Annotated in this window: 16 protein-coding genes and 1 riboswitch; of the genes, 8 read left to right on the forward strand and 8 right to left on the reverse strand. The window is 72.1% G+C overall.

From position 1 onward, the window contains the following. Positions 1-29 precede the first annotated feature (29 nt). From AVP42_RS01840 to AVP42_RS01860, 5 genes are all read right to left on the reverse strand, one after another. On the reverse strand, positions 30-836 hold the full coding sequence (locus tag AVP42_RS01840; protein WP_067945561.1) for a cytochrome c oxidase assembly protein: 807 nt from the start codon (positions 834-836) through the stop codon (positions 30-32). Continuing rightward, on the reverse strand, positions 829-1,326 hold the full coding sequence (locus AVP42_RS01845; RefSeq protein ID WP_082846915.1) for a DUF2243 domain-containing protein: 498 nt from the start codon (positions 1,324-1,326) through the stop codon (positions 829-831). The genes AVP42_RS01840 and AVP42_RS01845 overlap by 8 nt, the downstream gene beginning before the upstream one ends. A gap of 85 nt (positions 1,327-1,411) precedes the next feature. After that, on the reverse strand, positions 1,412-2,512 hold the full coding sequence (locus tag AVP42_RS01850) for a LacI family DNA-binding transcriptional regulator (RefSeq protein ID WP_067945563.1): 1,101 nt from the start codon (positions 2,510-2,512) through the stop codon (positions 1,412-1,414). 17 nt (positions 2,513-2,529) lie between these two features. After that, the gene (locus tag AVP42_RS01855; RefSeq protein WP_067945565.1) at positions 2,530-3,459 is read right to left on the reverse strand and encodes a PfkB family carbohydrate kinase; all 930 of its coding nucleotides are present in this window, start codon (positions 3,457-3,459) and stop codon (positions 2,530-2,532) included. Positions 3,460-3,554: 95 nt separating this feature from the next. Then, positions 3,555-4,571 (reverse strand): SIS domain-containing protein, encoded by a 1,017-nt coding sequence (locus AVP42_RS01860; RefSeq protein WP_231878504.1) that lies wholly within the window; start codon positions 4,569-4,571, stop codon positions 3,555-3,557. Between the two features lie 366 nt (positions 4,572-4,937). Between AVP42_RS01860 and AVP42_RS01865 the strand changes: the two genes are divergently transcribed. The 6 genes from AVP42_RS01865 (at position 4,938) to AVP42_RS01890 (ending at position 10,837) form a co-directional block, all read left to right on the forward strand. Beyond that, the gene (locus AVP42_RS01865; protein WP_067945567.1) at positions 4,938-6,257 is read left to right on the forward strand and encodes an ABC transporter substrate-binding protein; all 1,320 of its coding nucleotides are present in this window, start codon (positions 4,938-4,940) and stop codon (positions 6,255-6,257) included. After that, on the forward strand, positions 6,235-7,209 hold the full coding sequence (locus AVP42_RS01870; protein WP_082846916.1) for a carbohydrate ABC transporter permease: 975 nt from the start codon (positions 6,235-6,237) through the stop codon (positions 7,207-7,209). Before AVP42_RS01865 ends, AVP42_RS01870 begins: the two co-directional genes overlap by 23 nt. Continuing rightward, positions 7,203-8,039 (forward strand): carbohydrate ABC transporter permease, encoded by an 837-nt coding sequence (locus AVP42_RS01875; RefSeq protein ID WP_067945569.1) that lies wholly within the window; start codon positions 7,203-7,205, stop codon positions 8,037-8,039. The genes AVP42_RS01870 and AVP42_RS01875 overlap by 7 nt, the downstream gene beginning before the upstream one ends. Continuing rightward, positions 8,036-8,887: a sugar phosphate isomerase/epimerase gene (locus AVP42_RS01880; RefSeq protein ID WP_067945572.1), complete on the forward strand. Its 852-nt coding sequence runs from the start codon at positions 8,036-8,038 to the stop codon at positions 8,885-8,887. Before AVP42_RS01875 ends, AVP42_RS01880 begins: the two co-directional genes overlap by 4 nt. A gap of 62 nt (positions 8,888-8,949) precedes the next feature. Beyond that, complete coding sequence (locus AVP42_RS01885; RefSeq protein WP_067945574.1) at positions 8,950-9,963, forward strand: SIS domain-containing protein; 1,014 nt, start codon at positions 8,950-8,952, stop codon at positions 9,961-9,963. Positions 9,964-9,979: 16 nt separating this feature from the next. Further along, positions 9,980-10,837, forward strand: a complete 858-nt coding sequence (locus AVP42_RS01890; RefSeq protein ID WP_197466923.1) for a PfkB family carbohydrate kinase — start codon at positions 9,980-9,982, stop codon at positions 10,835-10,837. Between the two features lie 34 nt (positions 10,838-10,871). Here the strand turns inward: AVP42_RS01890 and AVP42_RS01895 are convergent, their stop codons facing one another. Together AVP42_RS01895 and AVP42_RS01900 are read right to left on the reverse strand one after the other, a co-directional pair. Continuing rightward, positions 10,872-11,504: a DNA-binding response regulator gene (locus tag AVP42_RS01895; RefSeq protein ID WP_067945576.1), complete on the reverse strand. Its 633-nt coding sequence runs from the start codon at positions 11,502-11,504 to the stop codon at positions 10,872-10,874. Next, positions 11,501-12,766 carry a sensor histidine kinase gene (locus AVP42_RS01900; RefSeq protein ID WP_067945577.1) on the reverse strand — a complete coding sequence of 422 codons (1,266 nt, stop codon included), beginning with the start codon at positions 12,764-12,766 and terminating at the stop codon, positions 11,501-11,503. Before AVP42_RS01900 ends, AVP42_RS01895 begins: the two co-directional genes overlap by 4 nt. Before the next feature lie 112 nt (positions 12,767-12,878). On the opposite strand from AVP42_RS01900, the gene AVP42_RS01905 reads away from it, so the two are divergent. After that, the gene (locus AVP42_RS01905) at positions 12,879-13,370 is read left to right on the forward strand and encodes a hypothetical protein (protein ID WP_067945579.1); all 492 of its coding nucleotides are present in this window, start codon (positions 12,879-12,881) and stop codon (positions 13,368-13,370) included. Between the two features lie 31 nt (positions 13,371-13,401). Here AVP42_RS01905 and AVP42_RS16830 read toward each other — a convergent pair whose 3' ends face one another. Continuing rightward, complete coding sequence (locus AVP42_RS16830; RefSeq protein ID WP_231878505.1) at positions 13,402-14,574, reverse strand: hypothetical protein; 1,173 nt, start codon at positions 14,572-14,574, stop codon at positions 13,402-13,404. 162 nt (positions 14,575-14,736) lie between these two features. Next, a riboswitch (TPP riboswitch) is annotated at positions 14,737-14,848 on the forward strand. On the opposite strand from AVP42_RS16830, the gene AVP42_RS01915 reads away from it, so the two are divergent. Continuing rightward, a partial coding sequence (locus AVP42_RS01915) for a hydroxyethylthiazole kinase (RefSeq protein WP_197466924.1) occupies positions 14,839-15,240 on the forward strand: 402 nt, incomplete at its 3' end. Its footprint overlaps the riboswitch before it by 10 nt.

Below are 15,240 nucleotides of genomic sequence, written 5' to 3' on the forward strand. Positions count from 1 at the left end.
CGGCACTCCAGCGGGGCGCGGCGCGGCGATCAGGCGGCGGACGGCGACCATCGTCCGGCCGACGGCGCCGACGCCCGCGGGCCCGGGGCCGTGGCGCGGTACCAGCCCGCGAGCAGGATCACCAGGATGGCGACGTCGACCGCGTCGCCGCCGTAGTACATGACCGCGGCGCCGAGTTCCGCCTGCACCGCGCCCACCCCCGCGGGCGGGTGAGCCGCGATCCACTTGGCGAGCACGCCGTGCCCGGCGAAGGCGACGAGCAGGACGACGGTACGGAACGCCGGACCGGGCCGGTGCGGCGCCGGGTCCCGTCCGATCATCGACGCGGTGAAGAGGTAGCCGGCGACGAGGACGTGCGCATTCACGGCCGCGGCCAGGAACGGGTTCGCGTGCATCCGCACGAACAGGTCCGTCGTGTAGAGCACCCACAGCCCGCCGACGTTCAGCACCGTCGCGGTCACCGGATGCGCGACGAACCGGACCGGCCGCGAGCGGAGCAGCGCCGACAGGCGCCGCGCCGGCACCACCGCGAGCGACCGCAGCGCGAGCGTCACCGGCGCGGCCAGCACCAGCAGCAGCGGGGCCACCATCCCGACCAGCAGGTGCCCGGCCATGTGCGCCGCGAACGCCGAACCGCCCGCCCCCGCGACCGAACCGGCTAGCCCCGCGTACACCGCGCCGAGCCCCAGCAGCCAGCACGCGGTCCGCCCGAGCGGCCACGGTCGACGGCGGCGCGAGCGGATGACAGCGGCGACGTAGCATCCGCCGACCGCCAGCAGCACCGCAGCGAGGATCAGCTCGCCGGGCCACGCCGACGACGCCGCATGTTCAGGCATCGCCGCGCCGCCTCGCCCGCACGAGCAGGAGGGCCCCGGCGACGATCAGCGCGACCGAGACGCCGTTCCACACCAGGTCGTACGGCAGCAGGTCGACGCCGTACCGGATCTGGTGCACCCCGAACGCCTTGTGGAGGACCGTGCCGTCGAACAGCTGGAAGCCGCCGGAACCGAGCAGCACCGCGCCCCACCAGCGCATCCACTGCACCGAGTGCCGACGAGACAGGTCGGCGAGGAGGAACAGTCCCCCCACCGTCGCGAACCAGCCGAACGCGTGGAAGATCCCGTCGGACACCAGCCCGATATCGGGCGTCGACCGGTCGTAGAAGTGGTGCCAGTGGAGCAGCTGGTGGAACACCGCCTCGTCGATGAACGCGGCCACCCCGATGCCGAGCAGCACGCCGGAGGCGAGGTTCCGGCCGCGGGCGCGCTCGGGCGCGGCATCCGTCGTCGGGCGCGCCGCGGATGCGGCACCGCGGTCACTCGGCATGGGTCCTCCCCGGCTCGGCGGTCCGCGCCAGTCTTCGATCCGCGTCGCCGCCGGGCAAGGAGGTTGCCGGTGTCCGGGCCGGCTGCTAGCGATCCGCGACCGGCGGCGCGGACACCGACGCCCGCGAGATGAGCTTCGTCTCGAGGGTGTGGCGGGAACGCGGCGTGGCCTTGCCGTCGATGAGGGAGAGCAGGGTGGCCGCGGCCGTCTCGCCGAGTTCGTGCATGGGTTGCTCGATCATCGTCAGCGGCGGATCCATGACCGCCGCCCACGAGCTGTCGTCGAAGCCGATGAGCGACACGTCGGCCGGGTAGGCGAGGCCCGCGGCGCGCACCGCGCGCAGCGACCCGGTCATGGCGTCGGTCTCGGTGCAGAACACCGCGGTCGCCCGCTCGGGCAGCGCCAGCATGCGCGTCACCTCGTCGGTGGCGCGCGACTCGGTCTTCTCGCCGACCATCACGAGGTCGGGGTCGAAGGGGATTCCCGCGTCGTCGAGCGCATCGAGGTAGCCGCGAAGACGTTCCGCGTCGGTCCAGAGGTTGCGGGATGCCGCGGCGAGCAGCTCGCGACGGGTCGCCGGCCGCCCCTCGGTCGTGGGGCCCCAGACGAAGCCGATGCGGGTGTGGCCCGCCCGGATCAGGGAATCGACGGCCTCGCGGGCCGCCTCGCGGTTGTCGATCACGACCGCATCGAGGTCGAGGTGCGAGACCTCGCGGTCGACGAGCACCACGGGGATGCCGCGCTCGATCGCCGCCGTCAGGTGCGCGACATCCGCTCGCTCGACCGCCGCCGAGGCGACGATGACGCCGTCGACGCGCTTGTCGATGAGCACGTTCATGGCGGCGATCTCCTCGCTGAGCGACTCGTGCGTGCTCAGCACGATCGTGTCGAAGCCGCGCTCCCGCGACGTGTCGGAGATGCCGCGGACCACGCCGGCGAAGAACGGGTTGCCGATGTCGGCGACGATGACGCCGAGCGTGTGCGTGACGCCCGTCGACATGCTGCGCGCGAGCGCGTTCGCCCGGTAGCCCAGCTGCTCGGCCGCGGCGAGCACGCGCTCGCGGAGCTCGGGGCTCACGTAGCCGTAGCCGCCGAGCGTGCGGGCGGCGGTCGCGCGGCCGACGCCGGCAGTCGCGGCGACCTCGGAGATGGTGGGCGGGCTGGGTGTTCGCTCGCGTTCCGCCATGCTCCCGTGCCGCCCTTTCACCCGTGCGCCTCGACTGTCGCCATGGTAGCCGCGACGGGCTCGGCGGCGAGGGTCACCGGAGGGCCGGACGGACGGGCGCGACCGAACGCGCCCTCGACGAAGCACTGGTCGTACGCGGCGTCCGCCCCGGCGGCGAGCGCGGCCGCGAGCCGATCACGCGACGGCCGCGAGGCGGGCGTCCATCCGCTGCCGAGCAGGGAGACGACGAACCCCGCGAGGAACGCATCCCCGCAGCCCATGGTGTCGACGATCGTGGCCGGATCCTCGACGAGCCGCGCCGGCGCGGCGACGGTCAGCGTGCCGTCGGTGACGACGGCGCCGTCCGTGCCCCGGGTCGCGAGGGCGACGGATGCCCCGCGGTCGACGGCCCGCGCGAGGAGCGCCTCCGTCTCGTCGAGCCCGAGGTGCGAGCACGACAGCAGCACCAGGTCGGCGTGCGGCGCCACCAGGTCGAGGTAGGCGTCGGTCCGGAACTCGTCCTCGCTCGACAGGTCGAACGAGACGAGCGCACCGGTGCCCGCGAGCCTCGGCAGCTGCGACTCGCTGCGCGAGTACACGCTCGAGTGCACGAGGTCGAAGCTCGCCGCATAGGCGAGCAGGTCGTCATCGAGCTCGAGCGGCGAGCGGACGGTGACGCCGCCGCCGTTCCAGCCGAGGAACGTCCGCTCGCCGTCCTCCACGCGCAGGGTCGACACCCCGCTCTCCCCCGCCCGGACGACGCACCGGCCGACGTCGACGCCCTCCGCCGCGATCGCCTCGCGCAGCAGCTCGCCCGCCTCGTCATCGCCGAACACGCCGAGATACCCGGCGTCGGCGCCGAGGCGGTGGGCGAACACGGCGACGTTGACGCTGTTGCCGCCGGGGTAGTCGAGGCCGCGGTCGAGGAAGCGATCGACGATGTTGTCGCCGAAGCCGAGTACGCGCATGTGCGTCTCCTGAGGACGGGGTGGTCGGAGGGTGGTCGAGGTCGACGGATGCCTCGCGGCGCGGTCACCGGCCACGAGGCATCCGTCGGCGCGGCTCAGTAGTCGAGCACGCGGTAGTAGCGACGCAGGTCGAGGGAGTGCTCGCGCACCCGCTCGAGGTGCTTCGACACCCGGCCCATGACCGTGTCGAGCACGAGCGGCGCCAGGAGCCCGCGGAACTCGGGGCTGATGCCCTCGAGCGGGTAGTCCTTCGTGTCGAACACGGTCACGTCCTTCGAGATGCGCTTGGCGAACCGCTCGACGCGGTCGGTGAGCGCGCGGGTCTCGTCCTCGCCCTGGAAGACGATGACGCTCGTGTCCTCCTCGAGCAGTTCGAGCGAGCCGTGGAAGAACTCGGCGCTGTGCACGCGCGTGGTGCGCAGCCACTGCATCTCCTCGAGGATGCACATCGAGTAGAGGTACGTGAAGCCCCACAGGTTCCCGCCGCCGACGAGGAAGTGGTAGTCGGTGCCGGCGTGCGCCTCGGCGAAGGCGGATGCCGCGGGCTCGGCCTGCTCGGCGACCTGCACGAGCACGTCGGGCAGCACCTGCAGCTCGTCGGCGAACCGCTCGTAGCCCTCGAACTCGCCGCGCTCCGAGAGCAGGCGGGTCATGAACAGGAGCATCTGCATGTCGAACGGCCAGGTCTTCGGCTCCGACACGAGTGCGATGTCGACCGCCTGCGCGATGGGCGACTCGGGGTAGCCCGTGAAGCCGATCGTGGTCACGCCGCGCTGCTTGCAGTACTCGATCGCGCGCAGGCTGTCGTCGGTGGTGCCCGAGACGGACGTGAAGATCGCGACGGAGTCGGCGCCGAGCGTCGCGTCGCCGGACTCGATGAGCTCGGCGGCGATGACCGCGCGCACCGGCAGCGTCGAGCTGCGGCGGGCGAGGTGCTCGTACGGCCACATCGCGGCGTACGTGCCGCCGGCGCCGATGAGGAAGAGGTTGGCGAAGCCCTCGGCGCGGAGGCGGTCGACGACCTCCTCGATCTGCGGGCGGAGCGCGACGGCGCTGGCCGTCTGCGCTCGGAAGGTGGTCTCGTCGAAGCCGAGCAGCGTGGTCTCGAGCATGGTGGTCCTTTCGATGCGGAACCGGCAGGTCGTCGTGATCTGGTACCGGTATCAGGTCGGCATCATGCTGACATACGCCGATCGGGGCGTCAACAACACCGGCGAGTCCGGCGAGCGCACAACGCGGCGCTAATCGGTTTTGATCAGCCATTTACCCGTGCGGATATCGCCCACTGGCGGTCGCGGTCCCGTTACGGCGCTGTATCAATCGTGATTCGCCCGAGAAAAACTCTGGTACCGGTATCAGATTCTGTGTAGAGTCATGCCCCACCAAGCAAGTCCGCGTCACACCTCGATCCAACGGCGGGTCGCCGGAGCGTCCACCTCCGGTCTGGTCCGACCTTCGCCTCGACCAAAAGGAAGACCATGCACGCACCGAGAATCACCGCAGTCACCGCCCTCGCCGCGGCATCCGCGCTCGCTCTCGCCGGATGCGCCGGAGGCAACGCCGCCCCGGCTGCCGACATCAGCGCCGAGCCGGAGTACTCCGGCACCCTCAGCATCCTCACGAAGTTCGGCGGCGACCCGCTCGGCCCGTACTTCGAGACCCTCGCGGCGGAGTACGAGGAGCTCCACCCCGACGTGACCGTCGAGCTCATCCAGGAGACCGACCAGAGCGTCAAGGACAAGACGAAGACGCTCACCGCATCCGGCGCCCTGCCCGACATCTACTTCACCTGGACCGGCAACTGGGCGCAGAACTTCATCGACGGCGGCCTCGCCGCCGACCTGTCCGAGGTCATCGCCCCCGGCACCGAGTGGGGCGACACGTTCGGCGAGGCCTCGCTCAGCGCCTTCGAGGTGGACGGGAAGTACTACGGCATCCCGCTCTACAACAACGGCAAGTTCATGGGCTACAACACGGCGATCTTCGAGGAGGTCGGCATCGAGGTCCCCACCACGTTCGAGGAGCTCATCGAGAGCTGCGCGCCCCTCCGCGCCGCCGGCTACGAGCCGATCGCGTTCGGCAACAAGGACGGCTGGCCGGCCCTGCACTACCTGCAGCAGCTCTTCGCGTACAACGTGCCCGCCGACGTGCTGCAGGACGACTTCTCGCCCGCGACCGCGACCCTCGACCACCCGGGCTACGTCGCCTCGCTCGAGCAGTTCAAGACGCTCGTCGACGAGTGCACCGACACCGGCACGGGCACGAACGGCGTGCTCTACACGACCGCGCAGGAAGCGCTCGCCGGCGGTCGGGCCGCGATGTACTACCAGGAGATCCTCGAGTTCGACACCGTCACCGCCGAGGGCAACACCCTCACGCCGGAGGAGTTCGGCATCTTCCCGCTGCCCGTCCCCGAGGGCGCGGAGGGCGACCCCGAGGCGATCGAGGGTTCTCCCGAGGGCTACCTCATCAACGCCAGGTCGCCCCGCGCCGCCCTCGCGGTGGACTTCATGAAGTTCGCCACCACGCTCGAGAACGCCACGACCCTCTCGTCGCCGCCCTACGGCCAGCCGAGCACCGTGGTCGGCGCGGTCACCCCCGAGACGTCGAGCGTCGCCGTCTACGACGGCATCACCAAGGTCAACGAGGCCTCCGACCTCGTCATCTGGCTCGACACCGTGACCGTGCCCGAGGTCGCCGACGCCTGGCTCGCCGGCGGTGAGGCCCTCATCAGCGGCGGCTCGACGCCCGAGCAGATCCTCGAGAGCGTGCGGAATGCTTCTGACGCAGCCCAGTGAGCGCGTCGGCGCGGTGCCGGTGGCCCAGGCCGCCGGCACCCCGCCGGGCCGCCGCGTCCGACTCCCGCGCCGCGGCATCCGTCGCCTCGCCGGCCTGGCATGGATCCTGCCGGCGCTCGTCGTCCTCGCCGTCTTCGTGTACCTGCCGCTCGTGCAGAACCTCGGGTTCTCCACGATGGAGTGGGACATCTACAGCGGCAGCCAGGAGTTCATCGGGGCCGACAACTACGCCAAGCTCGTGCGCGACCCGATCTTCTGGTCGTCGCTCGGCAACAACGTGCTCTACGCGGTGATCTCGCTCGCCTTCCAGGTGTTCGGCGCGATCGTGCTCGCCGCGATCATCGAGGGCATCCGCAGCGACCGCTGGCGCCGCAGCCTGCGCGCGATCTACTTCGTGCCGTCCGCGATCTCGCTCACCGTCGCCGGGCTCCTCTTCTACTTCATCTACGAACCCAACCTCGGGCTGCTCAACCACGTGCTCGAGCAGATCGGCCTGGCCGCGTGGGCGCAGCCGTGGCTCGGACAGGAGAGCACCGCCATGGTCGCGGTCATCGCCATGAGCCAGTGGCAGGGATTCGGCTACTCGACGCTGCTCTTCGCGGTCGCGATCCAGCGGATCCCCTCCGAGCTCTACGAGGCCGCCGCGATCGACGGCATCGGCACGATCCGCCGCTTCTTCACGATCACCCTGCCCCTCGTGCGCGAGATGACCGGGCTCATGATCATCGTCACCATCTCGGGCGCGTTCCAGGTCTTCAACGAGGTCATGGTCATGACCTCGGGCGGCCCGAACAACTCCACCCAGGTGCTCGGCACGTGGCTCTACCGCAACGGATTCGTGCGCAACGACTTCGGCTACGCCGCGGCCATCGCGACCGTCATCTTCGTCGTCACGCTCGCGATCGCGCTCGTGCAGCTCTGGATCAACCGCCGCAGAAGGGTGGAATGGTGACCCGTCTCTCGTTCGCCGGCACGGTCGGTCGCGTCTTCGTCTGGAGCTTCCTGCTCTGCCTGGTCGTGGTCGTCGTCTACCCGCTCACCTGGATGGTGCTGAACGGCTTCAAGACCAACGCCGAGCTGTTCGGCAACCCGTTCGCGCTGCCGCTGCAGTGGGGCTGGGACAACTACGCGGCCGCATGGAACCGCGGCGTCAGCAACTACCTCACGACGAGCATCCTCGTCACGGTCACCTCGACGATCGCGACCGTGTTCATCAGCGCGTGGGCGGCCTACGGCCTCACCCGGGTGAACATCCCGCTGTCGCGGACATGGGCGGCCGTCATCCTCGGCGGGCTCATGCTCGCCCCGACCGTCGCGCTCGTGCCGCTCGTGAAGATGTTCCAGTCGATGGGCCTCTACAACACCTTCTGGGCGCTGCTCATCCTCTACACCGCCTTCCGCATCCCGTTCACGACGTTCCTCATCCGGGCGTACATGATCGACCTCCCCCGCGAGGTCGATGAGGCGGCCGAGGTCGACGGCGCCAGCCGGTGGACCGCGTTCTGGCGCGTCATCCTGCCCATGTGCCGGCCGATCATCATCTCGGTCGTGATCCTGCACATCCTCTTCGCCTGGAACGAGTACCTGTTCGCGATGGTGTTCACGAGCGGCACCGAGATGCAGACGCTCCCGGTGGGACTCACGAGCCTCATGAGCAAGCACGGCACCGACTACCCGGTCGTGTTCGCCGGCATGGTCATCGCCGCGCTTCCCGTCGTCGTGCTGTTCTTCGCCTGCCAGCGGTACTTCATCAAGGGCCTCGCCGACGGGATCGGCAAGTGAGCGGCATCCGCCTCGACCGGATCACCGGGTCGAACTTCTCGTACCAGCACCTGCCGTTCGACCGGTTCCTCGACGACATGGTCGACCTCGGCCGGGAACGCGTCGAGTTGTGGGGCATCGCGCCGCACCTGCACGTGCCGCACGTGAGCGCCGAGGAGGCCCGGGGCATCCGTCGCCGGCTCGCCGAACGCGGCCTCGCGGTGCAGTGCCTGACGCCCGAGCAGGTGATCTACCCCGTGAACGTCGCCTCGCCGGTGCCGTGGCTGCGGGCGTCGAGCATCGCGATGTTCCGTCGCGCGGCCGAGCTGTGCGGCGAACTCGGGTCGCCCATGCTGTTCCTGACGCCCGGGCGGGGCTTCGAAGACGAGCCGACGGATGCCGCGTGGCGGCGTTCGGTCGACGCGATCGGCGAGATCGCCGCCTATGCCGCCACGCTCGGGCTCGAGTGCGTGCTCGAACCGCTGCAGCGGGTCGAGTCGAACCTGGTCAACGACGCCGCGACGCTGGCGCGCATGCTCGACGAGATCGACGCGCCCAACCTGGGTGCGGCGCTCGACACCGTCGCGATGGCCGTCGCGGGCGACACCGTCGACGATTACTTCGACGCCCTCGGCGACCGGATCCGACACGTGCACCTCGTCGACGGCACGCCGGCCGGGCACCTCGCCTGGGGCGACGGCGACCTGCCGCTCGGCGAGATCCTCGCCGCCCTCGCCCGCCGCGGCTACGACGGCTTCGCCACGTTCGAGCTCTTCGGCGACGGCACCTACGCGTTCGACCCGCGACCCGCGCTCGAGCAATGCCTCGCCGCCGTGGAGCGCGAGCTCGCGGCACGTTCCGCCGCCTGACCTCGCGGCGCCGCGCCATCCGGGCGGCACCGCCACGACCCCACCACCACGAAAGGACCACCATGCTGAACTTCGACGAGGCCCGCTTCCTCGGCATCCAGGCCGGCGCCGTCGCGCTCGCCGGACCCATCGACGCATTCATCCGCGAGCGCCTCGACGCCGGGGCTGCGAACGTCTTCTTCCTCGGCTCGGGCGGTGCCGGGATCCTCATGCAGCCCGCGGTGCGGCTCCTGCAGACCCGGTCGACGTTCCCGACGTTCCACGAGATGCCCGCCGAGCTCGTCGAGACCGGGTCGGTGCACCTCGGCCCCGGCTCGATCGTCGTGATCCCGTCGCTCTCGGGCACGACCGCCGAGAGCATCCGCGTGCTCGAGTACGCCCAGGAGCGCGGCGCCACCGTGCTCACCCTCACCGGGCACGCCGACACGCCCCTCGCCGAGCGGGCCGACCGGAACCTCACGACGTTCGCCGCCGACGACACCTCGAGCGAGACGTTCACGGTGCAGTCGCTGCTCATCGCGCTGTCGATCATGCGCGCCCGCGGCGAGTTCGACGACTACGACGCCGTGCTCGCCCAGCTCGCCACCCTGCCGGACGCGCTGCTCGGCGTGAAGCGCTCGTTCGAGCCGCGCGCGGCCGAGCTCGCGCGCGTCATCGCCGGGTCGGACTACCACGTGATCACGGGCGCCGGCGCGAGCTGGCCGGAGGCGTTCTACTACGGCATGTGCATCCTCGAGGAGATGCAGTGGATCCGCACGCGGCCCGTCCACGCCTCGGACTTCTTCCACGGCACGCTCGAGCTGCTCGAGCCGGGCGTGAGCGTCATCGCGCTCAAGGGCGAGGATGCCGGCCGCGCCCTCGTCGAGCGGGTCGAGGCGTTCGTGCCGCGCATCACCGACACCCTGCAGGTGATCGACACCGCAGACTTCGAGCTGCTCGGCTTCACCCCGGAGGTGCGCGCGCTCCTGGCGCCCGCGCTGCTCGCGACCGCCCTCGAGCGGGTGAGCGCCCACCTCGAGGTGCTCCGCGACCACCCGCTCACGACGCGCCGCTACTACCGGCAGCTGCAGTACTGAGGCCGACCGGGAACGCATGATGCACGCCTCCCGCGGGTCGAGCGGCCTCGTCGTCGCGACGGTCGGCGACAACACGATCGACCGGTACGTCGGCGATGAGTCCGCCCGGTTCGCGGGCGGCAACGCGTTCAACGTCGCCGCGCAGCTCGCGATGCGCGGGGGCACCGTCGCCTACTTCGGTGCCGTGGGCGCCGACGCGCACGCGCGCACGATCACGCGCGGTCTCCATCGCGCCGGGATCGACCCGGCCGGCCTCGTGACGCTGCCCGGGACGACCGCCGTCACGACCATCCGAGTGACCGACGGCGACCGCGTCTTCGAGCACGAGGACTTCGGCGTGACGGCGGACTACTTCCCGAGCGACGCGCAGCTCGAGCGGCTGGCGGGGGCCCGCTGGGTGCACGTCGGCATGCTGCCCCGAGCCGACGAGCTCCGCGCGCAGCTGCGCTGGCGGCGGGACGCCCGCGGCAGCGGGCCGATCGTCAGCCAGGACTGCGCCGTGTCCACGGGCTTCACCGACCTCGACGTCGCCTTCGGGTCGGTCGGCGAGGACGGCGATGCCCGCGCCTGGGCCGTCGCCGCCCTCGAGGGCGGCGCCCGGTTCGCCGTCGTGACGCGCGGCGCCGCCGGCGCCGTCGCGACGGACGGCTCGGCGTGGTTCGCGCAGCGCGCGATGCCGACCGACGTCGTGGACACCACCGGCGCCGGCGACGCCTTCATCGCGGGCTACCTCGATGCCCGTGTGGGAGGACTGGGGCAGGAGGTCGCCCTGGAGCGCGGCGCCCGCTGGGCCGCGGCCGCCTGCCGGCACCGCGGCGGCTGGCCGGGCGCCTCGGCGTCGGCCGAGAGCGCGGCGCTCGCCGACCACGTCTGAGCGAGCGCGGCGCGGCGCGCCCTGCCCGTCCGGGTCAGATCCACCCCTGCTGCCACGCGATCTCGGCGGCCTCGTGCCGCGAGGCGGCGCCGAGCTTCGTCATCGCCGACGAGAGGTAGTTGCGCACGGTGCCCGGCGCGAGATGGAGCCGATCGGCGATCTGCACCACGCTCATCGTCGAGCGGCTGAAGCGGAGTGCGTCGAGCTCGCGGTCGGTGAGCGGGCAGCGCTCGGCGGTGAGCGCGGTCGCGGCGATCTCCGGGTCGATGTAACGGCGTCCGGCGGCCACGTCGCGGATGACGTGCGCGAGCTCCTCGGCGGGCGTCGACTTCGGCACGAACCCCGACACGCGAGCCGCGAGCGCGCGGCGCAGCACGCCCGGCCGTGCATGCCGCGTCACGATCACGACCCGCGTCGGCACCGTCGCGAGGATGCGCGTGGCCGCCTCGATCCCGTCGGCGCCGGGCATCTCGAGGTCGAGCAGGCACACGTCGGGCCGGGTCGCCGCCGCCTGCCCGATCGCCGCGAGGCCGTTGTCGACGCTCGCGACCACCTCGATGTCCGGCTCGAGGCCGAGCAGCGCTGCGAGCGCGCCCCTGATGAGGTGCTCGTCGTCGGCGATGAGCAGACGGATGCCGCCACCCGCCGCGTCCGCGCCCGCACTCATTCGCCCACCCCGGCCGTGGCGCCGACGGCGACGGGCACGGTCGCCCGGAGCACGAACCGCTCGCCCGTCGCCAGAGGCCCCGCGTCGAGCCGTCCGCCGACCGCGGCGAGTCGCTCGCGCAGCCCGGCGAGTCCGCTGCCCGGCACCCGCCGCGCGGCATCCGTCACCGCCTCGGCCGTCGCGCCGTCCGGAGCGAGGTCCGGAGCGAGGTCCGGAGCGGGGTCGGCGACCCCGTCGTTCTCGATCTCGAGCGTCACCCGGTCGTCCGCGGCCGCCAGCGCGAACCGCACGTGCGACGCCTCGCTGTGCCGCAGGATGTTCGTCGTCGCCTCGCGCACCACCGACGCGAGCACGGTCCGCGTCGCGGCATCCGTCGGCAGGTCGCCCACGTGCAGCTCGCACCGGGCACCCGCGGCGGCGAGCACCTCGCGGGCGTTCTCGAGCTCGTCGTCGAGGGCGACCTCGCGGTAGCCGGCGACGAGGCGGCGGGTCTCCTCGAGGGCCTGCTTCGCGATCAGGCGGGTCTCGTGCACGTGCTCGCGCGCGGCATCCGGATCGATCGAGAGGAGCCGCTCGGCGAGCTCGGACTTTAGCGAGATGACCTGCAGGTGGTGGCCCTGGATGTCGTGCAGGTCGGAGGCGAACCGCAGCCGCTCCTGCGCGACCGCGAGCTCGGCGGCCGCACGGCGGTGACGGTCGAGCTCGACCACGATCTGCCACCACCAGAGGCTCGTGAGGACCATGAACGGCAGCAACGCCGAGTAGAACAGGAGCACGCCCGCGCCCGGCCCGGCGCCCGCCTCGACGCCGCGGCCGATCACTCCCGCCAGCAGCGGATGGCACGCCGTGAGCGCCGCGCCCCCGACGATCAGCGCCCAGCGCGCCGACTTCGGTAGCAGGGCCGCGACCAGGCAGATCGCCACCCACAGCGGCAGCGCGCCGAGCAGCGACCCTCCCGGGGCGATGAGGCCGATCACCCATGCGGCTCCCGCCGGCGCGAGCAGCGCCACCGTCCACCCGGTCGCGGGCAGCCCGCCACCGCGGCCGACGCGCAGGAACCACGCGTACCGCACCTGCACCACGACCGACAGGAGCACCGCCACGACGAGCGCCACGGTCGCCGGATCCGCTCCGTCCGCCATCGCCTCGGCGAGCGCGAGCAGGAGGAACCCGTCGAGCAGGATGAGCACGAAGACGATCGAGCTGAGCGTGTAGAGCCAGGTGGCGTGGACTCCGCGGGCGGAGTCGCGTGGTGGAGCCATGCCGCCGAGCGTACGCCCATGACATATGTCACGGTCCTGCGTGCGCGATCACCCGTCAATCGGTGACGCCGCGACACTGGGCAGGACCGGCGCCCGACGCGAGGCTGGAGGCATGATCGAAGCGCTCCAGGACTTCACCTCCTCCCTCCCCGTCTTCCTCCAGTGGTTCGGGGTCATGCTCGCCGCCGCCATCCCGTTCGTCGAGTCGTACGCCGGCGCCGTCATCGGCGTGCTCGCCGGCCTCAACCCGGTCGTCGCGATCATCGCGGCGATCGTCGGCAACTTCGTCTCCATGGTCGTCGTGGTGCTGAGCGCCCACCGCGTGCGCACCCGCGTCTCCGCCGGCCGCGGGGACGACCTCGACGGCGACCCGATCGAGGAGTCGCCGCGACGCCGGCGGCTCCGGGAACGGTTCGACCGCTACGGCGTGCCGGGCGTGAGCCTCCTCGGGCAGACGATCCTGCCGAGCCAGATCACCTCGGCCGCGATGGTGTCGTTCGGCGCGTCGAAGAACGCGGTGATCCTCTGGCAGACGATCTCGATCGTCATGTGGGGCGTCGCGTTCGGCGTGCTCGCCACGCTGGGCGTGTCGGTGCTGCGCTGACCCCCGACCGGATGGCCGTCGCGCCGCACCGTCAGCCGCCGAGCGCGCGGCGGGCCACCCGGTACTTCTCGACCAGCCGGAGCTGCGTCTCGTAGTCGAGCCGACGCAGGCGCCAGCGCGCCGTGTTGTCGTCGATGTCGGCGAGCTTCACCCGCCGGGCCGCGTCGTGGGCGCGGATCCGCGCGTAGTACTCCTCGGCCGCGACCTCCGGCGAGCGCGTCAGCAGCCGGACGACCTCGATGACGTCGGGCCGGACCCCGGCCTCGAAGAGCTCCTGCGCGGTCACGGGCGTGTCCTCGAGCACGTCGTGCAGCCAGGCCGCCGCCGCCTCCAGGGGGTGCGTCGCAGGGTCGAACCGCTCGGCCATGCGACCCGGGTGGTCGATGTAGGGCGCGCCGCCCCGGTCGAGCTGCCCGCGGTGCGCGACGAACGCGATGCCCTTCGCGAGCGCGACCTGCTCGACGGCCTCCGTCCCGGCCAGTGCCGGGGGTTCGGCGGCGGCGGGCTGGGGCTCGGGCTCCGGGTCGGCGTCGGGTGCGGTCTCGCGTTCCGTGTCGTCGACGGATGCCGCCGGTTCGGCCTCGTCGACGGATGCCGCAGGCTCGGCCTCGTCGACGGATGCCACCGGCTCGGTCTCGTCGACGGATGCCGCGGGGGCGGCGTGCACGAACGTCGAGCGTCGCGACTCCGAGGCGGTCGTCTCGGCGTCCTCCGTCACGGCCTCCGCGTCATCGTCTCGCTCGGGCTGCGGGTCCTCATCCACGTCGTCTCCGGCCTCCTCCTCCGCCTCGGCGATCGGGTCGCGGCCGCGGACGGGCCGCACGAACCCGAGTTCCGCCTCGAGCTCGCCGAGCTCGCGGTCGTCGAGCTCCAGCAGCGACCGGCCGCCCTCGCTGCTGCGGCGGTCGAACCAGTCGTGGTCGACCTCGTCCATCCGCACGCCGTCGCGCGTGGTGAAGTAGCGGCGGCGCGCGCCATCCGTCACCGCGATGATGACCGCGTCGAACTCGCCGCTCGGCTCGACGCTGCTGAGGAAGTACCGGCGCCGGTCGACGACCGACCGGCGGGCGGGCACGCTCGGCACCTCGATCGGCTGCGCGTGCGCGCCGGTTCGGCCTTCGGCGTGCGACGGCGTCACCGGGGCGCGCACGTCCGCGGGCGCGCCCGGTGTCGGGGCGAAATCGTCGTCGGCGAGGTCGGTCATCCGGACTCCTGGTGGCAGCGGGGGTGTGCGGAGCGGAGGGGTGGGAAGCGGATCGGGGTGGCGGGATGGGGGCCCGCAGGAGCGATGCTACGACGTCGCGACGCGGATGTCGCGGAATGAACGCGTGCTCGCGGCATCCGCTCGCCGGCCGCTAGGCTCGCCGGCAGTGACACGGGGTGCCGCCCCACCCGCCGAGCGGGATGAAGCGGCTGAGATCACACCCGTCGAACCTGATCTAGTTCGGACTAGCGAAGGGATGTCGCCATGCGCGCACGTCTGTCCATCGACCCTGCCCACCAGTCGGCCGTGCCGGCATCCGACGCGGATGCCACGGCCCACGAGACCGCCGCACGCCTCCTCGGCGCCCTGCGCGAGCAGTCGCCGCTCACCCACTGCATCACCAACAGCGTGGTGACGAACGTCACCGCCAACGTGCTCCTCGCGATCGGCGCCGCCCCCGCGATGGTCGACCTCACCGGCGAGGCCGGCGCGTTCGCCCGCGTCGCGGGCGGCCTGCTCGTGAACCTCGGCACGCCGCAGCCCGAACAGCGCGACGCGGCCCGCGAGGCCGTCGCCGCCGCCGCGGAGGCGGGCACGCCGTGGGTGCTCGACCCGGTCGCGGTCGGCGCACTGCCCGTGCGGACGGCGCTGGCCCGGGAACTGCTC

This window comes from Agromyces sp. NDB4Y10, from assembly GCF_001620055.1.
Lineage (GTDB): Bacteria > Actinomycetota > Actinomycetes > Actinomycetales > Microbacteriaceae > Agromyces > Agromyces indicus.